Origin of the sequence: Streptomyces sp. NPDC086989 (genome assembly GCF_044745505.1) — a bacterium.
In the GTDB taxonomy this organism is placed as follows: domain Bacteria; phylum Actinomycetota; class Actinomycetes; order Streptomycetales; family Streptomycetaceae; genus Streptomyces.
Genome location: NZ_JBIVAL010000008.1, coordinates 269,908 through 290,796 on the forward strand (window position 1 = coordinate 269,908; position 20,889 = coordinate 290,796).

Below are 20,889 nucleotides of genomic sequence, written 5' to 3' on the forward strand. Positions count from 1 at the left end.
GCCCGTGGTGGCGTCGTGGTCCTCGTCCCCGACGGTGAACCGCACGGTCCCGGAAGTTCTTCGGTCATGCGCACCAGTGCACCGCCGGGGGCCCGGCGGTGTCCAAGACCCATCCCGCCGTGCCGATACCCCAGGGGTATCGTTGCAGCGTGGAGCTCCGCACCTTGCGCTATTTCGTGGCCGTCGCCGAGGAACTCCACTTCGGCCGGGCCGCCACCCGACTGCACATGAGTCAGCCGCCGCTGAGTCGGGCAATCAAGCGGTTGGAGGCCGATGTCGGGGCCCCGCTGTTCGCCCGCTCGCCCACGGGAGTCACGCTCACTCCGGTGGGCGCAGTGCTGCTGGACGAGGCACGAGCCCTGCTCGACCACGCTGACCGCGTCCGCGTACGCGTCGCCGCGGCAGCCGGCGCCGCGACCGTCACCGTCGGCATCCTGGGTGACGGCACCGACCCGGGAGTGTCCAGGCTGGCCGCCGCCTACCGCCGGACCCACCCCGGCGTCGACATCCGCATCCGTGACACCGATCTGACCGACCCGACGTGCGGACTGCGCACCGGACTGGTCGACGTCGCCCTCACCCGGGCGCCCTTCGACGAGACCGCCCTGACGGTGCGTACGCTGCGAACCGATCCGGTCGGCGTCGTCCTGCGCGCAGACGATCCGCTGGCCCACTGCGACCGGCTGCGGCTGGCCGAGCTGAGCGACCGCCGCTGGTTCCAGTTCCCGGTGGGCACCGACCCCGTCTGGCAGTCGTACTGGAACGGCGGCACCCCGCGCGAGGGCCCAGTGGTGCGCGCCGTCCAGGAATGCCTGCACGCCGTGCTGTGGAACGGCACGGTGGGGCTGGCCCCCCTCGGACACGAGCTGCCGGCGGAGTTGGCCGTGGTGCCGCTGATCGACATGGCGCCGAGCCGAGTGGTGGCGGTGTGCAACGAAGGTGACACCAACCCGTTGATCCGGTCCTTCATCGAGATCGCGGCAGCGGCCTACCGCCCCTGAGCGCGGTGACCGGGGCTGCCGCTGGCGTTCCCCACCCTTGTCGGTCTTTTCCTGCCTGCGCTTCGAGCCGGATGGGGAAGGCTAGAGCTCGGGTTGGTGTCGTGTGTCGATGACGAGCAGCCACTCGTCGCCGCGGTCCTCGACGGTGAAGCCGGCGTTGCGGAAGGCGGCTGCCAGTGCGAGTCCGAAGGCGTGGCGCAGCCCTGAGAGCTCGGGTGGGGGAGCGGTGCGGGTGCGGCGGGGGCCGCGGCGGCGCACGCGCAGGCGGTGGACCTCCTCGGGCATCCAGCCGACCATGGCTCCGCGGGCGTGCTGGAGCACGTGGACACCCTCGGCACTGGTTTCGGCGGGCGCGAATCCGGCTTCGGTCAGTACGGTACGCACGGCCTGGAGGAACTGTTCTTCCTGATCTTCCACGGTGAGAACTGTAGAGCTGTCGCCTGCCCTTGGCGGGGACTGAAACCACCGGCCGCCGGCCGCCCTCTGTCCGCGCGGACGGGGCTACTGGCCTTGACGACAGGGCCTAGGAGCGCGGGCAGCTCGGCATCGACGGCGAGCCCTGACGCCGGGTGTGGTGTGCCTGCTACTCAAGCAACAGGGCGTGACAGAGCCCGGCCGGGGCGCTCGGGGCGTCCGGCCGGGCTCTGCGTGCGAGGGGCGCCGTGCTGTCAGACCTCGTCGTCGCGCAGGGCGCGTTCCTCGTGCAGCGGGTCGTCCTCGCGGCGCGTGATCTCATCGGGGCCCTTGCCGCGGGAGGGGGCACCGGGCTCGGGGTGCACCGGGTCCTGACCGGGCCTGACGGGACGCTGCTGCTCCTCTCGGCCCTTCCCCGGCTCTTGGCGCTTGTCCTTCATACCGCCCATGACGGCGACTCCCTTGCTGCGTGCGGCGTATGGATGCCTTTTCGCCCACTCTGACACGAAACGTCACCTCTCGCACCCTCTCGGATACGGGGTGTGGTGGGAGGGCGATGCGTGCGGGACCCGGATGCGCGGGCAGGCCCGGCCAGGACGGCAGAAGCCGGCGCGAGCCCTCAGTTATGACCGGAGCCCTTCTCTCCCTTCTTCGCTCCAGGGCGCTGGGCCTGGGAGCTGGGGGTGAGAGGGTCACCCGCCTCTCCGTCCTTCCTGCCCGGCATCACCGCTTCTTCGGCTTCACGGCGGGCTTCGCGGTCTCCGCTCTCCCCAGGCGCCTGGGACGGAGTTGTTCGGGGGTGTTCGCGCTTGGTCATGTTTCTCCTCTGGCTCTCGTCACGGTGGGTCGTCGTCTCCACTCGGCCCCGGCAGGCGCCTGCCCGGCTCTCCCGTGCCCACACGCTGATTCCCGCAGTCGATTTTTCGAGTGCTCGACATCGACTGCGGGGGGAGGGCGAGTGGACGCTGGACGAGTGACCGAGGCTCGGCACATCGGCGTTGACCAACACCATGCGCGCATCGAGCGGGCACGGCCGGCCGTCGTAGGGGTGTAGGTCCGCCACAGACGTCACGGGCGAGGGGAGCCCTCCGGTGCGGTGCGTACGTTCGCGCCCGGCACGGGTCAGTGGCGGGTGGCGCCGGCCAGTGGTTCCGTGTCGGCCCCGGCGCCGGCGCGCAGCCCGGCCAGGAACTCCTGGAGCGCCTCCACGGACGTGTGCCGCGGGATCCAGCCCAGCTCTTCGCGTGCCCGGCCGGCGTCGAGAAGCGGCAGCCGGAGCACCGCGTCCAGCAGCCCCGGGGCGGCCGGGACGATGTGGAGGCGCCAAGCGGCGGAGAGTGCCGACCGTGCCGCTGCGGCCGGCAGCCGGATCGTCCGGGCGTCGAGCAGCCTGCCGATGGACCCGCTGTCGAGGACAGGGTCGCTGACCAGGTTGAACGGGCCCCGCACGGGCCGCACCACGGCGGCCCGGTAGGCGTCGGCCGCGTCGTCGGTGTGCAGCACCTGGAACCGCAGGCCCCGGATGCCGGGCACGGCGGGCAGCAAGCCGGGCCGCACGAGCCACCACGGGAGCAGGGGTCCGGCGAAGATCCGCCGCTGCTCCGAGGCGGCCGCCAGCTTGAACAGGAATCCCGGCCGCATCCGCACCACCCGCATCTGCGGATGCGCGAGCTGGAAGCCGTCCAGGTACCGTTCCAGGTACGCCTTCTCCCGGGTGTAGGCAGCCCCGGGCCAGCCGTGAGTGGGCCAGGACTCGTCCACGGGCCGGCCGTCCTCGGGGCCGGGCGAGTAGGCCCCGACCGACGAGGCGTGCACCAACGCGTGCACTCCGTTGCGCGCGCAGGCTTCGAAGACGCGGACCGAGCCGAGGACGTTCGTCCGCCAGGTTTCCACCGGGTCGTGGGTGGGCTGGAACTTCCATGCGAGGTGCACCACGGCGTCGGCGCCGCGGAAGAGGGCGTCGAGGTCACTGCCGCCGGGGTCGACGTCCGCGGCCTCCCAGCGCACCCCCTCCAGCCGGTGGCCCGGCAGGCGGCGGGCGACACCCGTCACCTGGGACAGTTCTGGATCGAGCGCCAGGGCGCGGACCACGCTGGTGCCCGCGTTGCCGGTCGCTCCGGTCACCACGACCCTCATCACGCCCACCCCGCCCTCGGCGCGCGGTGGCGGCTGCGGTGCGGGGCGGCAGGCACCTGCGGGGAGCCGCCGCGCAGGGCGCGGTCCACGGCTGCCAGCCGCAGGCTCTCCAGTGCACCGGCCTGGCGTTCCGCTCGTGCCAGCAGCCGGCCCATGGCCTCGGCGTCCAAGCGGGGTTCGGTGTGGGCCAGGGTGTGCAGGGTCCGCCAGAGTTCTTTCTTGCCCTCCACGCCCATCCGGATCGCCTCCAGCTCGAGGACGTCGCTCAGGGGCGAACGCGTGAGGATCCTGCCGTTGCCCTTCAGCCGGCCCGCCTGGGCGGCGGCGATGCCCAGCAGGCCGCGGACGTGGTTCACGGGAACGTCGAGTGAGGTCATGATCTCGCGCAGGCTGTCGCGGTCTTCGGTGACTTCCTCGATGAGCAAGGCGAGCCGTGGCCCGGCGTCGGAGTCGCGGTGGGCGCGTGCCAGCCGCTTGAGCAGGGAGATTCCGGACCCCGCCCCGGTCAGATGGTCATTGAGGTAGATGCCCAGCAGATGGTGGGGATCCGAGGCGTTGCGTTTCATGGCAGTCTCCGATCGGTCGTGGCGACCAAGCTGTGCGGCGGCCGGCACCGGACGGGGCGCGCGGCCCATGTGCTGCGCACTGCCTGACGGGGTTCTGCGGAGCACGAGCGCGCCGCACGTGCCGCACGTGTCGTACACGTGCCGTAACAGGGCGGCTTTGGACGTGTCGCTCCGGGCCCACCCGGCGTCTTCCCCCGTTTGGATGCTCGACACACGCCCGGCCCCACGGCGTCGGTGCCCGTCGGCGCCGGGCGGGCGTGGCACCCGGGGGCGGCGCCTCGTGACGTGGTACTGCCCGCACGAGGGCCCGTACCGGCCGGTACCGGCCGGTGTACCCGGCGGCGGTTTCATCGCGGCCTCAGCGGTTAGCCGCAGTACGGGCCCGTCCGTGCCCCGCGGCCCCGTCTGCGGCGTGGAGGAGTTGGCTGATGAAGATTTCCGACTACGTTCTGGAACGCCTGCGGGACTGGGAGGTCGAGCACGTCTTCGCGTACCCGGGCGACGGGATCAACGGGCTCCTTGCCGCGTGGGGCCGCGCCGAGAACAAGCCGCAGTTCGTGCAGGCCCGGCACGAGGAGATGGCGGCGTTCCAGGCGGTCGGCTACGCGAAGTTCTCCGGCCGCACCGGGGTGTGCGCGGCCACCTCCGGCCCGGGTGCGATCCACCTGCTCAACGGCCTCTACGACGCGAAGCTCGATCACGTCCCGGTGGTGGCGATCGTCGGGCAGACCGACCGCAGCGCCATGGGTGGCTCCTACCAGCAGGAGGTCGACCTGGCGAGCCTGTACAAGGACGTGGCCTCGGAGTTCTGCGAGGTGGTCACCGTGCCCGCCCAGCTGCCGAACGTGCTGGACCGCGCCATGCGCATCGCCGCCACGCGGCGCACCGTCACCGCGGTGATCATCCCGGCCGACGTGCAGGAACTCGACTACGAGCCCCCCGCACACGCGTTCAAGCAGGTTCCCTCCAGCCTCGGAGTCCCGCACTATGCGCCCGTACCCGCCGAGGAGGACCTCGCCAGGGCGGCGGAGGTCCTGAACGCGGGCGACAAGGTCGCGATGCTGATCGGGCAGGGGGCCCGGCACGCCCGGCCCGAGGTCGAGCAGGTCGCCGGCCTGCTCGGCGCCGGCGTGGCGAAGGCCCTGCTCGGCAAGGACGCGCTGCCCGACACGCTGCCCTATGTCACCGGGTCGGTCGGGCTGCTCGGCACCCGCGCCTCCTACGAGCTGATGCGGGACTGCGACACCCTGCTCGTGGTCGGTTCGAGCTTCCCGTACACCCAGTTCCTGCCCGAGTTCGGCCAGGCCAGGGCGGTGCAGATCGACCTCGACCCGTCCATGGTCGGATTGCGCTACCCCTTCGAGGTCAATCTCGTCGGGGACGCCGGCGTGACGCTGCGCCGACTGCTCCCGATGCTGCAGGCCAAACAGGACGACAGCTGGCGCAAGACGGTCGAGGACAACGCCGCACGCTGGTGGGAGGTGATGCAGCGCCGCGCCGAGGTGAGCGCGGACCCGGTCAACCCCGAGTACGTCGTCCACGCTCTGGACGCGCTGCTCCCCGAGAACGCGATCGTGGCGGCGGACTCGGGGTCGGCGGCCAACTGGTACGCCCGTCATCTGCGTTTCCGTGACGGGATGCGCGGCTCGCTGTCCGGGACGCTGGCGACGATGGGGCCCGGTGTGCCGTATGCGATCGGGGCGAAGTTCGCGCACCCGGACCGGCCGGCGATCGCGATCGTCGGTGACGGGGCCATGCAGATGAACGGACTCGCTGAGCTGATCACCGCCGCGAAGTACTACCGGGAGTGGTCGGACCCGCGACTGGTGGTGGCCGTGCTGAACAACCACGATCTGAACCAGGTCACGTGGGAGATGCGGGCGATGCAGGGCGCTCCGCAGTTCGAGCCCTCGCAGAGCCTGCCCGACGTCCGGTACGCAGACGTCGCCCAGCTGTTCGGCCTGTACGGGGCCCGGGTGGAGCGGCCCGAGGACGTGGAGCCGACGTGGCGTCAGGCGCTCGCGGCGGACCGGCCGTTCGTCATCGACTTCCGCACCGACCCGGCGGTGCCGCCGATCCCGCCGCACGCCTCCTGGGACCAGATCAAGGCCGCCACCCTGTCCGTGCTCAAAGGAGACAGCGACCGGGCCTCGGTGGTCCAGCAGGGTGTGAAGGCGAAGATCCAGGAGTTCCTGTCCGGCCACGGGAGGAGCTGACCCATGCTGTCCGAGCAGGAGGTGGATCCGGCCGCGCTCGAGCGGGCGCTGCGGGCCGAGGTGGACGGCGAGGTCCGCTTCGACGCGGGAAGCCGCGGCGCGTACGCGACCGACGGCTCGAACTACCGGCAGGTCCCGCTCGGCGTCGTGGTGCCGCGCAGCGTGGAGGCCGGCGCCGCGGCGGTGGCCGTCTGCTCGCGGTTCGCCGCGCCCGTCCTCTCCCGCGGCGGCGGTACCAGTCTCGGTGGGCAGTGCACCAACGCGGCCGTGGTGATCGACTGGACCAAGTACTGCCACCGGCTGATCTCGGTTGACCCGGGGGCACGGACCTGTGTGGTCGAGCCGGGCATCGTCCTGGACGATCTCAACCGCCGGCTCGCCCCGCACGGACTGAAGTTCGGGCCGAAGCCGTCCACGCACACGCACTGCGCGCTGGGCGGCATGATCGGCAACAACAGCTGCGGCGCGTCCGCCCAGGCGTACGGCAAGACCGTCGACAACGTCAGCCGCCTGGAGGTGCTCACCTACGAGGGCACCCGGTTCTGGGCCGGGCCGACCGGCGAGGACGAGTACGCGCGGATCGTGGCCGCCGGTGGCGCGCAGGCCCGGCTCTACCAGGGGCTGCGCGATGTCGCCGGCAGGCACCTGGCCGACATCCGGACCGGCTACCCGAAGATCCCGCGCCGCGTGTCCGGCTACAACCTCGACTCCCTGCTCCCGGAGAACGGCTTCGACGTCGCCCGGGCGCTGGTCGGCAGCGAGGGGACCCTCGTCACCGTCCTTCGCGCGGAGCTGCAGCTGGTCGAGGTCCCGGCCGCCGAAGCACTGCTGGTCCTGGGCTTCGACGATATCTACCAGGCCGCCGACGCCGTACCCGGACTCCTCGAGCACAGCCACCCCACCCAGCTGGAGGCCATCGACGGGCGCATGGCGCAGCTGATGCGCGAGGAGCACGCCCATCTCGACTCCCTGGACAGCCTGCCGGAGGGCGAGAGCTGGCTGCTGCTGCAGTTCACCGGTGACACGAAGGAGGAGGCGGACGAGCAGGCGCTGGAGGTGCTGCGGGCGCTGGACCGCGACGAGGACGACCCGCGGGTCGCGCTCTCCGATGATCCGGCGCGCGAGCAGGAGATGCTCAGGGCCCGCGAGGCGGGCCTCGGCGTGACGGCACGGCCGCCGGACGGCTCGGAGACCTGGGAGGGCTGGGAGGACTCGGCGGTGGCGCCGGAGAGGCTGGGTGACTACCTGCGCGACCTGGAACGGCTCTTCAACCGGTACGGCTACCAGCAGGCCTCCCTGTACGGGCACTTCGGACAGGGCTGCGTGCACACCCGCATCCCCTTCGAACTGCGCGACGGTAAAGGTGTCGAGGCGTTCAGGGCGTTCCTGTTCGACGCCGCGGACCTGGTCTCCTCCTACGGCGGGTCACTGTCCGGTGAGCACGGCGACGGGCAGGCCCGCGGTGAACTGCTGCCCCGCATGTTCACCCCCGCGCTGATGGCGGCGATGGGGGAGGTGAAGGCACTGTTCGACCCGGGTAACCGGATGAACCCCGGCAAGGTCGTGCACCCGCACCGCGTCGACAGCGACATGCGCATCGGCGCCACCTGGCGGCCCGAGTCGCAGAGCACGTACTTCGCGTACCCGGATGACGGGAACGACTTCGGCCAGGCGGTGTTGCGCTGCGTGGGGATCGGAAACTGCCGCTCTCAGCAGGGCGGCGTGATGTGCCCCTCCTACCGGGCCACCGGCGAGGAGGAGCACTCCACCCGCGGCCGGGCGCGCCTGCTCTTCGAGATGCTCGGGGGACACGACGATTCGCCGGTCACCGGCAGCTGGCGCTCCACGGAGGTACGCGACGCTCTGGACCTGTGCCTGGCCTGCAAGGGCTGCAAGTCCGACTGCCCGGTCGGGGTCGACATGGCCACCTACAAGGCCGAGTTCCTCGCCCACCACTACCAGGGGCGGCTCCGCCCGGCCTCCCACTACGCGATGGGCTGGCTTCCGCTGTGGACACGGCTTGCGCGTGCCGCTCCGGCCCTGGCCAACGCCGCACTCCATGCCCCCGGCCTGAGCCGGATCGGGAAAGTGCTGGCCGGGATCGCCCCGCAGCGCGATGCGCCCCTGTTCGCCGCCGAATCGTTCCGGGAATCCTGGCACCGTTCCGGCCGGCCGCAGCCCGATCCGGGCGATCCGCGGACGGTGCTGCTGTGGCCGGACACCTTCACCGACCACTTCCACCCGCACATCGCCGACGCCGCCGTGCGGGTCCTGGAGGACGCCGGGTTCCGGGTCGCCGTGCCGGACGGGCCGGTGTGCTGCGGTTTGACGTGGATCTCCACCGGTCAACTGGCCACCGCCACGAAGGTCCTGCGACGCACCACCGCAGTGCTGAGGCCGTGGCTGCAGGCAGGCACGCCGATCGTCGGACTCGAACCCTCCTGCACCGCGGTCTTCCGCAGCGACGCCCCGGACCTGCTCGCCGGTGACCAGGACATCGTCCGCCTCGCGGCCCAGACGCGTACCTTCGCCGAACAACTCGTCAACCACGCCCCCGACAGCTGGCAGCCCCCGCAGCTGAGCCGGGCGGCGACCGTGCAGACCCACTGCCACCAGCACGCCGTCCTCGGAGCCGATCCGGACCGCGAACTGATGCGCCGCGCGGGACTGGACGCGGAGGTGCTCGACGAGGGGTGCTGCGGCCTGGCCGGCAACTTCGGCTTCGAACGGGGGCACTACGACCTCTCGCAGGTCATCGCCGAGCAGGGCGTACTGCCCGCCGTACGCGACACCGCGCCGGGCGCGTTCGTCCTTGCGGACGGCTTCAGCTGCCGCACCCAGATCGAACAGGCCGGCACCGGCCGCCGAGCGGTGCACCTGGCCGAGGCCCTGGCCCTGGCCCTGGACGGGCCACCGCCCGCGGACCACCCCGAGCAGGCCGTCCCGCGCCCGCAGCACCGTCCGGCACCGGCCCGCCTGCTGACCGCGGGCCTGGTCGGGGCCGCTGCCGGGCTGGCCGCGGGCGGTGCCCGCGCCGTACTCCGGCACCGTAAGGCCCGGAAGGTCTGGACACGATGATGCCTCTGCGCCGGCGGCCGCACCGCGAGGGCCGCACCCACAGCGTCTTCGCCCCGCGCGCCACCGGGCTCGCCACCGCCACCCTGGCCGCGCCGGACTCCCCGCACTGTGCCCGGGGAGCCGTCCAGCACACCACCGGGGACCCGTCATGAACGCCGGTACCGGTGTCCCCGTCGTCGAGGGCCTGCACGTGCAGGCCCTGCAGTTCCCGACCGACGCGCCGGAGGCGGACGGCACCCTCGCCTGGGACCGGACGACCATGGTCCTCGTCGAGGCCCGTGGCGGCGGCAGCACGGGCCTGGGCTACACCTACGGCGACGCGGCCACCGCCCACGTGGTCACCGGAATGCTCCGCGACGTGGTCGTCGGCCGGCCGGTGTCCGACCCGCCGGCCGCGAACGAGGCGATGAGCCGCGCGGTGCGCAACGCCGGCCGGCCCGGCCTGATCGCCGGCGCCATCTCCGCCGTCGACATCGCCCTGTGGGACCTCAAGGCCCGCCACCTCGGCCTGCCCCTGGCCGACCTGCTCGGGCGGGCCCGTACCGAGGTGCCCGTCTACGGCAGCGGCGGTTTCACCACCTACGGGCACGGCCGGCTCGCCGAGCAGCTCGAAGGGTGGGCCGCCCAGGGCATCACCCGCTTCAAGATCAAGATTGGTGAAGGGTGGGGTACGCGCGAGCGGCGCGACCTGGACCGCACCGAACAGGCCCGTGCCCGGGTGGGCGACGACGCCGAGCTCTACGTCGACGCCAACGGCGCGTACACCCGCAAGCAGGCCCTCCGGATCGGGCGGGCGCTGGCCGGCCTGGGGGTGTCCTGGTTCGAGGAGCCCGTCTCCTCCGACGACCTCACCGGCCTCGCCCAGCTGCGCGACACACTCACCGCGGACATCGCGGCCGGCGAGTACGGCTACGACCTGCCCTACTTCGCCCGCATGATCCCGGCCGTCGACTGCCTGCAGGCCGACGCCACCCGCTGCGGCGGCATCACCGTATGGCTGCGCGCCGCCGCCCTCGCCCAGGCCCACGGCCTCCAGCTGTCAGGGCACTGCGCACCGCACGCCCACGCCCACGCCGCAACGGCCGTGCCGAACGTGCGGCACCTGGAGTGGTTCCACGACCACGTCCGCATCGAGGACCTGCTCTTCGAAGGCGCCCTCGACCCCTCCAGCGGCAGTGTCCGGCCGGGCCGAGGCGGTGAACCCGGACTCGGCCTTGCCATCCGGGCGGATGTGGCGGAGCAGTACCGTGTCCACCTCTGAGACGGGCCCGACCACCCCCGCGTCCGGACCGGCTTGCGGTACGGGTGCCGGAAGGAGCCGGCCATGACGGCCCCCACGACGGCGAACGGCGCCCCGCTTCCGCACGCGTTGCGGGACTACGCGCTGCTCGCGGACGGGCACCGCGGCGCGCTGATCGGACCGCGCGGCGACATCGTCTGGATGTGCACGCCCGCCTGGGACGACGATGCGGTGTTCGCCGCCCTGATCGGCGGCCGAGGCTGGTACACCGTCACCCCGGACGAGCCGTTCACATGGGGCGGCTACTACGAGGCGGGCAGCCTGATCTGGCGCAGCCGCTGGACCACCACCGGCGGCATCGTCGAGTGCCGCGAGGCCCTGGCCCACCCCGGTGACCCGCGGCGCGCCGTAGTGCTGCGCCGGATCCAGGGCGTCGACGGTGAGGCCCGCCTGAAGGTGGAGCTGAACCTGGCGGCCGGCTTCGGCACGCGCCCGATGCGTGAGGTGCGCCGCGACGAACACGGCCGGTGGACCGGCCGTGCCGGCGCCCTGCAGGTGCGTCTGAGCGGGGCACCGGACGCCCGGGCGGACGGCAGCACGCTGCGGACCGCCGTGGTGCTGCCGGCCGGGGCCCACCACGACCTCGTGCTGGAGATCTCCGACCGGTCACTGCCCGAACCGGTGCCGCCCGACGTGTGGTGGCGGGCCACCGAGAGCCGGTGGACCGCGAGCGTGCCCGGCCTGTCCGGCACGCTGGGCAGCCGCGACGCGCGGCACGCGTACGCGGTCATGACCGGCATGACCGGCCCGTCCGGGGGCACGGTGGCCGCAGCCACCACGAGCCTGCCGGAGCGGGCCGAGCAGGGCCGCAACTACGACTACCGGTACGTGTGGATCCGCGACCAGGCCTACATCGGCCAGGCCGTCGCCGCCGCGGGGGCGCACCCGCTGCTGGACGACTCGGTGCGTTTCACCGTCGCCCGTCTCCTCGATCACGGGCCCGCTCTGGCACCCGCCTACACCGCCACCGGGCAGGCGTTGCCCGACCCGCGGACCCTCGATCTGCCCGGTTACCCGGGTGGGTTCGACGTCGTCGGCAACCGGGCCAACCGCCAGTTCCAGCTCGACGTGTTCGGGGAGAGTCTGCTGCTCTTGGCAGCGGCTGCCCGCCACGACCGCCTCGATGCGGACGGCTGGCAGGCCGCGCGGATCGCCGCGGAGGCCGTCGCCGCCCGCCACCGCGAGCCGGACGCCGGGATCTGGGAGCTCCACGACGACCGCTGGGCGCACAGCCGGCTCGCCTGCGCCGCCGGACTGCGCGCGATCGCCGCCGCCCCCGGGGCCGGCGCCGGCCCCGCCGCCCGGTGGGAGGCGCTGGCGGACCACATCGTCGCCGAAGCCTCGGCCGACTGCCTGCACCCCACCGGGCGGTGGCAGCGTTCCCCGGCCGATGCCGGCGTGGACGCGGCCCTCCTGCTGCCCGCCGTGCGCGGCGCCCTGCCCGCCGACGATCCCCGCACCCTCGCGACCCTGCGTGCGGTGCGCACCGACCTCGCCACCGATCACTACGTCTACCGGTTCCGCCACGACCAGCGGCCCCTCGAGGACGCCGAGGGCGCGTTCCTGCTGTGCGGCTTCACCATGGCCCTGGCCGAGCACCAGCAGCACAACGACGTCGAGGCGGCGTGCTGGTTCGAACGCAACCGCGCGGCGTGCGGGCCACCCGGACTGTTCGCCGAGGAGTTCGACGTCGCCCAGCGCCAGCTGCGCGGCAATCTGCCACAGGCCTTCGTCCACGCCCTGATGCTCGAAGCCGCCGCCCGCCTCGCCGCACCGCGCGCCTGACCGGCCTGCCGGCGCACCCCGGCACCCGTTCACGGCGCGTGCCCAGGCCCCACGCGCAGTCGGACCGGATGCCGGACCGCATGGCCCCATCCCGCGGGCCGAGGCGTGCAATCGCGTGCCGGGCCCGGGCGCAGGCCTGGCCGAAGCGCCGCTCGGCCAGGCGACGGTACCTCGCGGGCTGCAGGAGGTCGTAGGACGACCGCGGTGGCGCGCCGCTCGGCCACCGCGCCCGTTTGCCGCGCCGGATCGGGGAAAGGCGCAGCAGCATGGAACCTGTGGAAGCCGTGCGACGGACCGTCGTCATCACCGGCGCCAGCGCAGGCATCGGACGCGCGTGCGCGGTGGCGTTCGCCGCCCGCGGTGACCGGCTCGCGCTGATCGCCCGCGGCCGGGCCGGCCTGAATGCGGCGGTGCGCGATGCCGAGGAGGCGGGTGCCGCCCAGGTCATCGCCATCGAGGCCGACGTCGCCGACGCGCAGGCGGTGGAGGCGGCCGCCGCCCGGGCGGAGGAGGAACTCGGCCCGATCGACGTATGGGTCAACGACGCGTTCGCCTCCGTGTTCGCCCCGTTCACCGAGATCACCCCCGACGAGTACCGGCGCGTCACTGAGGTCACCTACCTCGGCTACGTGTACGGCACCCAAGCGGCGCTGAAGCGGATGCTGCCCAGCGACCGAGGGGTGATCGTGCAGGTCGGCTCGGCGATCGCCTACCGCGGCATCCCGTTGCAGAGCGCCTACAGCGGCGCCAAGCACGCCATCCAGGGCTTCAACGAGGCGCTGCGCTGCGAACTGCTCGCCTCCGGAACCCGGGTGCGCACCACCATGGTGCAGATGCCGGCCGTGAACACCCCGCAGTTCGACTGGGTCCGCTCCCGCCTGTCCAAGCGGGCGCAACCCGTGGCGCCGATCTACCAGAGCGAGGTCGCCGCCCGGGCCGTGCTGTTCGCCGCCGACCACCCTCGGCGGCGCGAGTACTGGGTCGGCGGCAGCACCGTGGCCACGCTGCTGGCCAACGCGATCGTCCCCGGTCTGCTGGACCGCTACCTGGCCCGGACCGGCTTCGACTCGCAGCAGGAGGACCGCCCGCGCCGGGCTGGGGACCCGGACAACCTGTTCGAGCCGGTCGATGCCGGACGGGATTTCGGGGCGCACGGCCGGTTCGACGACCGGGCGGCCGCCCGCAGCCGCCAGCAGCGGGCCGCACACGTGCTCGGCGCCCTCCCCGCCGCGGTGCGGCGCGCGGCCGGACGGGTGCAAGCGGGGTTCGCCCCGCGGGCGCGCCGCGTGTAGAGGAGCGGCTGAATGTACAACGAGGCGAACAACGAGGCGAACAACGAGGCGAACAACGCAACAGCCACGGCAACATCCACGGCCGCTCGAAGAGGAACACGACAGGAGCCCCATGATCATGGGCATCATCCCCGGGCCTGACCCCGTACAGACAAGTGAGCCGCCGGAGCCGGCCGGGCCGCCGGTGCCCCCGGATCCTCCGGCGCCGCCCGGCTCTCCGGTCCCGCCGACCGAGCCACCGCAACCGGCGGGGCCCGGCCCCGGCCCCGGTCACGAGCCCGCCCCGCCGGAGCCGGGGCAGCCCCGCCCTGCGGAGCCGCCGGACTGAACGCCGCCGGGAATGGGCCGGGCGGGTGATACCCGCCCGCGCCGCCTGCCGCGCCCCGCCGGCAGTGGAGAGCATGCTCACGGGCAACGGGAGGGAGGGTCGTGCGCGCGCTGGTCGAGATCGTTGTGTGGTGGGCGGTGTTGACGGGACTGACGGTGATGTTCATCAGCTCCGTGTCCCCGGTGGAACTGTTGGTGGCCGTCCTCGCCGCGCTGGGCGCGGCGGTCATGGCCCACCGGATGCGCCTGGCCGCGGGCGGCCGCCTTCGTGGGGGCCAGGGGGCGCCGGGTGCGCTCCTCGCGCTGCCGGGTTCGGTCCTGCGCGGTCTGGCCGTGCTGGTGACAGCCATGGTCACCGATCCGGCGGGTGCGCGACCGTGCGACACCTGCGGCTGCGGCCCGGAGCGGAGGCCGGCTGGGCCGGCGCGCTGCTCGCCGCGTCTGCGGACACCTGCGTGCTCGACGTTCCCGCTGACGACGAGGCCGTCGTGCACGCCCTGCGCCCGGGGGCGGGGGCGGTGGAAGAGGCCGTGGCAGGCAAGGGGAGTGCACGGTGAACGCATGGACGGCCGCAGCTCTGGTCCTGCTCGCGATCCCGGCGCCGGCGTGCCTGTGGGTGGCGGCTCAGGGCACCGCGGTGCGCCGCCTCGTCGGAGCATCGCTGCTGTCCAGCGTGGTGGGCGCGCTCTTCCTGCTGCTGCCCCCGGCCTACGACCGGTCCTCCTACCAGGACCTCGCGCTGATGCTGGCCGTGCTGGGCCCGGCCGGCACCCTCGTGTTCACCCGCTTCGTCACCGGCCGCCACCACGATTCCCGGCCCCACGAGTCCACCCCCGGGCCCTGACCGCACCACGCCCACTCGGCGAGGAAGGAGACCGCATTGACGCCGCATCACGTGGTCGTGCTGGTGCTGCTGTGGGCCGGCGTGGCGTGCATGCTCCTGTCCGCGGCCGCTCTCGTGCGGTTGCGCGGCACTCTGATGCGGCTGCACGCCCTGGCCCCGGCCCCGGTGGCCGGGGTGCCGCTGATCGCAGCGGCCGTGGCCGTCGACCAGGGTGCGGGACGGGCGGCCGTCAAGACCCTGTTCATCGGGTTGCTCTTCGCTCTCGGCGGGACGGTCACGGCGATCGCCGTCGGCCGCGCCGCCCGCCAGGCTGAACACGAGGGGAGGAGCAGGCCGTGAACGAGTGGCTGATCGGTGCCGCCGTCGTCTTCGTCGTCCTGGCCGCCACGGTCGCGGTCCTCACCCAGGACCCCGCCCGCCAGGCCGTCGTCCTCTCGGTGCTGGGCCTGGGCCTCGCGGTGCTGTTCGCGGTGCTGCAGGCACCCGACGTCGCTCTGTCGCAGCTGGCGGTGGGCACCGCGCTGACTCCGCTGCTGATCCTGCTCACCGTCCGCAAGGTCACCCGCCCCCCGAGCGGGGAGACGGGCAACGGCGAAGGCGACCGCGCGCAGAAGCGGGGCCAAGGGTGACGGCGCGCTCCCGGCTGGTGATGTTCCTGGTCGCGGCCCTGGTGATCGCCGGCTTCTTCACCGCGGCGTGCCTGCGCCTGCCGTCCTTCGGAACCCCGCACCACCCGTACGGCGACCGGGCGGTGGCGGCGGCCCTGGACCGGCGCACCGCCAACGTCGTCTCCTCCGTCAACTTCGACATCCGCGCCTTCGACACCCTCGGCGAGGAGTCCATCCTCTTCGGCACCGTCCTCGGCGCGACCCTGCTGCTGCGCCGGGCACGCGACGAACGCCACCGCCGTGCCGAAGCCGAACGCGTCATGCCCACCACCCGCCTGTTCGGTGCCCTGCTGCTCCCGGTCACCCTGGTCGTCGGGGTCTACGTCGTGGCGCACGGCCAGCTCTCGCCTGGCGGTGGCTTCCAGGGCGGCGTGGTCCTGGCCACCGCCCTGCACCTGGCATACCTCGCCGCCGACTACCGCGTCCTGAAGCAGCTGCGCCCGCTGACCGTCCTCGATGTCGCGGACTCCCTCGCCGCCGCGTCCTACACGCTGATCGGCTTGGCCGGTCTGATCGTCGGCGGTGCGTTCCTCAAGAACGTGCTGCCGCTGGGCACGTTCAACACCATCACCTCCGGCGGCACCGTCCCGGTGCTGAACGCCGCGGTCGGCGTCGAGGTCGCCTCCGGCCTCATCTGCCTGCTCGCGCACTTCCTCGACCAAGCCGTCGAGCTCACCGACCCCGGCCGGCACAGAGGCGGAGACACCTGATGGGGACCTGGGTGTTCCTGGCTGCCGGATGGGTGCTGCTGATCGCCCTGTTCGGCCTGGTCACGAGCCGCAACCTCATCCACGCCATCGGCTGCCTGGCCGTCGCCCAGTCGTCCACCTACCTCCTGCTCCTCGCCGTCGGATACCGCCGCGGAGCCACCGCCCCCGTCTATTCCGACATCACCCCCGGCACCCGCCCGGTCGTCGACCCCGTCGTGCAGGCCCTCGCCCTGACCGACGTGGTCGTCGGCGCCACCGTCACCGCACTGCTGCTGGCCCTGACGATCCAACTGCGCAAGCGCCACGCCACCGTCGACCCGCAGGCCCTGACCGGCCTCAAGGGCTGAGACCGTGACCGAAGCCACCCTGTTGCCGCTCGCCGTGGCCATCCCGCTGCTCGGCGCGGCCCTGCTCGCAGTCGCCGGCCGGACCCTGCCCCGGACCGGCTGCGACATCCTCGCCACCGCGGCCGCGAGCACCGAGGTGGTCTGCCTGGCCCTGCTCTGGCCACACAGCGGCGACCTCGCCACCGCGGACCTGGGCGGCTGGCCCGCCCGCCTGGGCATCGTGCTCGCCGCCGACCCCGTCGGCGCCGGCCTGGCGCTGCTGGTCGCCGTCCTCGTCCTGGCGGTCGTGGTCTACTCCTGGCGGTACTTCGACGAACCCACCGGGGAGCACGCCGGCGCCTTCCCCGCCCTGATCCTGCTCTTCGAGGCCGGGATGGTCGGCTTCGCGCTCACCGGTGACCTGTTCAACGCCTTCGTCTTCTTCGAACTCATGGGCGCAGCCGCCTACGCCCTGACCGGTTACCGGATCGAAGACCCCCGCCCCCTGCACGGAGCACTCACCTTCGGGATCGTCACCTCCTTCGCCGCCTACTGCTCCCTGCTCGGCATCGGCCTGCTGTACGCCCGCACCGGCGAACTCAACCTCGCCCGCCTGGGAGCCAGCCTGGCTTCGCATCGCACCGACGCACTGACCGTTGTCGCGTTCACCCTGATCTGTACCGCCCTGCTGGTCAAGGCCGCGGCGGTGCCGTTCCACTTCTGGCTGCCCGACGCCCACGCCGTGGCGCCCACGCCGGTGTGCATGCTGATGTCCGGTGTCATGGTCGAACTCGGCGTCTACGGCATCGCCCGCATCTACTGGACCGTCTTCTCCGGCCCCGGCGGCATCCCCCACCCCGCCTTCCGCACCGCCTTCACCGCCCTCGGCGTCCTGACCGCCCTCGTCGGCGCCCTGATGTGCTGGCAGCAGCGCCACCTCAAACGTCTCCTGGCGTTCTCCACCGTCAGCCACGTCGGCCTGTTCCTTGTCGGAGTCGCCCTGCTCACCCCACGCGGATCCGCCGGAACGGCGGTGTACGTCGCCGCGCACGGCCTGGTGAAGGCCGCGCTGTTCGCCCTCACCGGCATCCTGTTGGACCGCTACGGCTCCGTCGACGAGCACGGACTGCACGGCAAGGCCCGCGACCTGCGCCTCGTCGGGGTGCTGTTCGTGGCCGGGGCCCTGGCGCTGGCCGGTATGCCGCCGTTCGGCACCGGGCTCGGCAAGGCCCTCACCGAGGACGCCGCCGCCCGCTGGCAGCCGTGGCTGGCCGCCGTGTTCGTCGCAGCATCCGCCGTCACCGGCGCCGCCGCCCTGCGCGCGGCCCTGCGCATCTTCCTCGGCATAGGGCCCGTCCCGCGCAGCCGTCCAGACCAGGAGGAGACGACCGGCGAGGGAGAGGAACCCGAGATCCGCTCTCCCCAGCGCGACCTGCCGCCCGCCATGACCGTCGTCCCGGCTGCCTTGCTCACCCTCGCTGTCGTGATCGGCGTCCTGCCCGCCGTCGCGGCTGCCCTGGCCCACGGGGCGGCCGTCTTCACCGACCCCGCCCGGTACGCGGCCACCGTCCTCGCCCTGCCGAACGCAGCCGACGCGGGCGCCCCCGCGCCGGCCGCCGAATGGACCGCGACCGGCGTACTCCTCGGTTTGCTGTCCACCGGCATCGCCGTCGTCCTGGCCACTGCCGCGGTCCACCAGCGCACACCCGAGCTGACCACACAGCACCCGGTGGCCCGGGCCGTGCGGACGCTGCGCCGCCTGCACTCCGGACGCATCGGTGACTACGTGGCCTGGCTCGCCCTGGGTATCGCCGCGCTGTGCATCGCCATCGCCGCCCAGACCTGAACCCCGGACGCCACTACAGGCGCTCCTCCATTCCGACTGCCGCCTTCAGGTCCTCGTACGCCTGCCCGCGCTTGCCCTCCTGCTGCTCCAGCATCGCCCGGGCGATCGCGTCGAGCTTGCGCTGGATGGCGTGCTCGGCCCGCCGCTCGGAGTTCTTCAGCATCGCCAGCAGCAACAGCGTCACCGCCGCCATCGAGTCGCCGACCAGTACCTGCCACTCCGTCGACAACCCGGCCACGTGAACCGCGATGAAACCGCCCACCAGCAACAGGCACAGCGCCGCGAACAGCGGCGAACTGGTGAAGTTCGACGCCAGTTCGGCGAACTCCTCGAACCGACCCCGCCGACCGTCCTGACGCTTGCGCGCCGGATGCTGAAACGTCAAAGCTCTCACACCCTCGTTCATCCAGGCTCACGCCGGCGGCGTACCTCCACTGTCCGTCGGCCGCCGTTGCCGGACGCGCAACCGGGCGCCAACACGCCCAGAAAGCGCAGCTCAGGTGGCGGCCGGCCCCGGGGGGAGCCGCCGTGCGCCGCGCGCGGACATGGCTGACTTCCTCCCGAGCGCAGTGGTGTAGACCGCTCCCGCCTGTGAGCCGTACGGGGGAGGCCACCGGGGGCGTGCGGCGCTCTCGGGCGTGCAAGGGGTCAGTCTGGGCAGTCGAAGGGGATATTCCCTCCCCGAACGGACGTCAAGGGAGCTCGTCGTGGCCCATGCAACCGACCCGCCCACCCCCCGGCCCGCTCCCGACGGCGGCGCCGGACCGGCGCCGCACACCTCGGACGACGCCCTCGCCGGGACCGCCCGCTCCCGTGTGGCCCTGCGTGTCAACGGTGTCCGTCATGACCTCGACCTGGACCACCGGGTCACGCTCCTCGACGCCCTGCGCGAGCACCTGGACCTGACCGGCGCCAAGAAGGGCTGCAACCACGGGCAGTGCGGTGCCTGCACCGTTCTGGTGGACGGCCGGCGCGCCAACGGCTGCCTGCTCCTGGCCGTGGCCCTCGACGGCTGCGCGATCACCACCGTCGAGGGCTTGGCCGGGCCCGACGGCACCCTCCACCCGCTCCAGCGCGCCTTCATGGATCACGACGCCTTCCAGTGCGGCTACTGCACCCCCGGCCAGCTCTGCTCCGCGGTCGGCGTGCTCCGCGAAGCCGCCGTCGGACACCCCTCGCACGTCACCGCCGGCGCGGCCCTGGCGGAGTCCGGACCTGCTGTGCTGACCACCGAGGAGATCAGGGAGCGGCTCAGCGGAAACCTCTGCCGGTGCGGCGCCTACCCCGCGATCGTCCGAGCCGTCGCCGATGCGGAAGCCCACGCCGCAGCCACCACGACCGGTGCGGAGGTGACCGCATGAAACCCTTCGCCTACGTACGCGCCACCAGCCTCCGGGAGGCGGCCGACGCCTATGCCGCCCACCCGGGCTCCCGCTACCTCGCCGGCGGCACCAACCTCGTGGACCTGATGCAACTCGGCGTCGAGACCCCTGGCACCCTCATCGACGTCTCCCGCCTGCCGCTCGACGAGATCCACGAGCTCCCCGACGGCGGTCTGCGCGTCGGCGCCACGGTCCGCAACAGCGACCTGGCCGCCGACCCGCTGGTGCGCACCCGCTACCCGCTCCTCAGCCGGGCGCTGCTCTCCGGCGCCTCCGGCCAGCTGCGCAACGTCGCCACCACCGGCGGCAACCTGCTCCAGCGCACCCGCTGCGGCTACTTCCAGGACCTCTCCAAACCCTGCAACAAGCGCGAACCCGGCAGCGGCTGCGGGGCACGCGACGGCCTCCACCGTGACCACGCGGTACTCGGACACTCCGAGCACTGCATCGCCACCAACCCCTCCGACATGGCCGTGGCCCTCGCCGCGCTGGGTGCCGAAGTCGAGTTGTACGGCGGCACGGGCACCACCCGTACCGTCCCGGCCGCCGAGTTCCACCGGCTGCCCGCCGACCGGCCCGAGCAGGACACCGTCATCCGCGCCGGGGAGATCATCACGGCGGTGCTGCTGCCCCCCGCCCCGTCGGGTGCCGTCTCCCTCTACCGCAAGGCCCGCGAACGCGCCTCGTACGCCTTCGCCCTCGCTTCGGTCGCCGTCGTCCTCGACCTCGACGCCGACGACGGCCGGGTGCGCCTGGTCGCCCTCGCCTTCGGCGGCCTCGCCCACCGGCCCTGGCGCGCGACCACGGCCGAGGAGCTGCTGACCGGCGCCGTACCGCACCCCGACGCCGTCCGCGCGGCCGTCGACGCCGAACTCGCGCAGGCGAGGCCCTTGCGGGACAACGCCTACAAGATCCCGCTCGCCCGCAATCTCGCCTGTGACGCCATCGCCGAGCTGGCCGGCACGCACCCCGGTTCCCCCGCCGCGCCGTAGCGGCGC

21 protein-coding genes are annotated in these 20,889 nt (G+C 73.0%); 16 read left to right on the forward strand and 5 right to left on the reverse strand.

The genetic code is table 11. The features are described 5' to 3' along the window. Positions 1 to 149 precede the first annotated feature (149 nt). Positions 150 to 1,001 carry a LysR family transcriptional regulator gene (locus tag ACIPK4_RS21445; RefSeq protein ID WP_402314869.1) on the forward strand — a complete coding sequence of 284 codons (852 nt, stop codon included), beginning with the start codon at positions 150 to 152 and terminating at the stop codon, positions 999 to 1,001. An 81-nt stretch (positions 1,002 to 1,082) separates the two neighbouring features. Here ACIPK4_RS21445 and ACIPK4_RS21450 read toward each other — a convergent pair whose 3' ends face one another. The 4 genes from ACIPK4_RS21450 to ACIPK4_RS21465 form a co-directional block, all read right to left on the reverse strand. After that, positions 1,083 to 1,418 carry a hypothetical protein gene (locus ACIPK4_RS21450; protein WP_402314871.1) on the reverse strand — a complete coding sequence of 112 codons (336 nt, stop codon included), beginning with the start codon at positions 1,416 to 1,418 and terminating at the stop codon, positions 1,083 to 1,085. A gap of 251 nt (positions 1,419 to 1,669) precedes the next feature. Further along, the gene (locus ACIPK4_RS21455) at positions 1,670 to 1,864 is read right to left on the reverse strand and encodes a hypothetical protein (RefSeq protein ID WP_402314872.1); all 195 of its coding nucleotides are present in this window, start codon (positions 1,862 to 1,864) and stop codon (positions 1,670 to 1,672) included. Between the two features lie 673 nt (positions 1,865 to 2,537). Continuing rightward, a complete protein-coding gene (locus ACIPK4_RS21460; protein ID WP_402314874.1) occupies positions 2,538 to 3,551 on the reverse strand; it encodes an NAD-dependent epimerase/dehydratase family protein in 1,014 nt (337 codons plus the stop codon). Next, positions 3,551 to 4,117, reverse strand: coding sequence for a hypothetical protein (locus ACIPK4_RS21465; RefSeq protein ID WP_402314876.1), 567 nt, complete (start codon positions 4,115 to 4,117; stop codon positions 3,551 to 3,553). Before ACIPK4_RS21465 ends, ACIPK4_RS21460 begins: the two co-directional genes overlap by 1 nt. Positions 4,118 to 4,545: 428 nt before the next feature. Between ACIPK4_RS21465 and ACIPK4_RS21470 the strand changes: the two genes are divergently transcribed. The 13 genes from ACIPK4_RS21470 (at position 4,546) to ACIPK4_RS21530 (ending at position 18,509) form a co-directional block, all read left to right on the forward strand. After that, positions 4,546 to 6,333 (forward strand): thiamine pyrophosphate-requiring protein, encoded by a 1,788-nt coding sequence (locus ACIPK4_RS21470; RefSeq protein WP_402314878.1) that lies wholly within the window; start codon positions 4,546 to 4,548, stop codon positions 6,331 to 6,333. A 3-nt stretch (positions 6,334 to 6,336) separates the two neighbouring features. Further along, positions 6,337 to 9,411, forward strand: a complete 3,075-nt coding sequence (locus ACIPK4_RS21475) for an FAD-binding and (Fe-S)-binding domain-containing protein (protein WP_402314880.1) — start codon at positions 6,337 to 6,339, stop codon at positions 9,409 to 9,411. After that, entirely contained in the window at positions 9,408 to 9,563 is a 156-nt protein-coding gene (locus ACIPK4_RS21480; protein ID WP_402314882.1) for a hypothetical protein, read from the forward strand. Before ACIPK4_RS21475 ends, ACIPK4_RS21480 begins: the two co-directional genes overlap by 4 nt. Beyond that, on the forward strand, positions 9,560 to 10,672 hold the full coding sequence (locus ACIPK4_RS21485; RefSeq protein WP_402314884.1) for an enolase C-terminal domain-like protein: 1,113 nt from the start codon (positions 9,560 to 9,562) through the stop codon (positions 10,670 to 10,672). Before ACIPK4_RS21480 ends, ACIPK4_RS21485 begins: the two co-directional genes overlap by 4 nt. A 63-nt stretch (positions 10,673 to 10,735) precedes the next feature. Continuing rightward, positions 10,736 to 12,496: a glycoside hydrolase family 15 protein gene (locus ACIPK4_RS21490; protein ID WP_402314886.1), complete on the forward strand. Its 1,761-nt coding sequence runs from the start codon at positions 10,736 to 10,738 to the stop codon at positions 12,494 to 12,496. Positions 12,497 to 12,762: 266 nt separating this feature from the next. Next, positions 12,763 to 13,788, forward strand: coding sequence for an SDR family oxidoreductase (locus ACIPK4_RS21495; protein ID WP_402314888.1), 1,026 nt, complete (start codon positions 12,763 to 12,765; stop codon positions 13,786 to 13,788). Between the two features lie 704 nt (positions 13,789 to 14,492). Further along, positions 14,493 to 14,672 (forward strand): hypothetical protein, encoded by a 180-nt coding sequence (locus ACIPK4_RS21500; protein ID WP_402314890.1) that lies wholly within the window; start codon positions 14,493 to 14,495, stop codon positions 14,670 to 14,672. Then, entirely contained in the window at positions 14,669 to 14,959 is a 291-nt protein-coding gene (locus tag ACIPK4_RS21505) for a monovalent cation/H+ antiporter complex subunit F (protein WP_402314892.1), read from the forward strand. The genes ACIPK4_RS21500 and ACIPK4_RS21505 overlap by 4 nt, the downstream gene beginning before the upstream one ends. Positions 14,960 to 14,995: 36 nt before the next feature. Beyond that, a complete protein-coding gene (locus ACIPK4_RS21510) occupies positions 14,996 to 15,298 on the forward strand; it encodes a monovalent cation/H(+) antiporter subunit G (RefSeq protein WP_159044587.1) in 303 nt (100 codons plus the stop codon). Beyond that, a complete protein-coding gene (locus tag ACIPK4_RS21515; protein ID WP_402314894.1) occupies positions 15,295 to 15,588 on the forward strand; it encodes a Na(+)/H(+) antiporter subunit B in 294 nt (97 codons plus the stop codon). Before ACIPK4_RS21510 ends, ACIPK4_RS21515 begins: the two co-directional genes overlap by 4 nt. After that, complete coding sequence (locus tag ACIPK4_RS21520) at positions 15,585 to 16,337, forward strand: MnhB domain-containing protein (RefSeq protein WP_402314896.1); 753 nt, start codon at positions 15,585 to 15,587, stop codon at positions 16,335 to 16,337. Before ACIPK4_RS21515 ends, ACIPK4_RS21520 begins: the two co-directional genes overlap by 4 nt. Continuing rightward, positions 16,337 to 16,684 carry a sodium:proton antiporter gene (locus ACIPK4_RS21525; protein WP_376191556.1) on the forward strand — a complete coding sequence of 116 codons (348 nt, stop codon included), beginning with the start codon at positions 16,337 to 16,339 and terminating at the stop codon, positions 16,682 to 16,684. Before ACIPK4_RS21520 ends, ACIPK4_RS21525 begins: the two co-directional genes overlap by 1 nt. A gap of 4 nt (positions 16,685 to 16,688) precedes the next feature. After that, positions 16,689 to 18,509, forward strand: coding sequence for a complex I subunit 5 family protein (locus tag ACIPK4_RS21530; RefSeq protein WP_402314898.1), 1,821 nt, complete (start codon positions 16,689 to 16,691; stop codon positions 18,507 to 18,509). Between the two features lie 13 nt (positions 18,510 to 18,522). Here the strand turns inward: ACIPK4_RS21530 and ACIPK4_RS21535 are convergent, their stop codons facing one another. Beyond that, on the reverse strand, positions 18,523 to 18,903 hold the full coding sequence (locus ACIPK4_RS21535) for a low affinity iron permease family protein (protein WP_402315200.1): 381 nt from the start codon (positions 18,901 to 18,903) through the stop codon (positions 18,523 to 18,525). Positions 18,904 to 19,216: 313 nt separating this feature from the next. Between ACIPK4_RS21535 and ACIPK4_RS21540 the strand changes: the two genes are divergently transcribed. Next, positions 19,217 to 19,870, forward strand: a complete 654-nt coding sequence (locus tag ACIPK4_RS21540; RefSeq protein ID WP_402314900.1) for a 2Fe-2S iron-sulfur cluster-binding protein — start codon at positions 19,217 to 19,219, stop codon at positions 19,868 to 19,870. Then, positions 19,867 to 20,883 (forward strand): FAD binding domain-containing protein, encoded by a 1,017-nt coding sequence (locus tag ACIPK4_RS21545; RefSeq protein ID WP_402314902.1) that lies wholly within the window; start codon positions 19,867 to 19,869, stop codon positions 20,881 to 20,883. The genes ACIPK4_RS21540 and ACIPK4_RS21545 overlap by 4 nt, the downstream gene beginning before the upstream one ends. Positions 20,884 to 20,889: the final 6 nt, after the last annotated feature.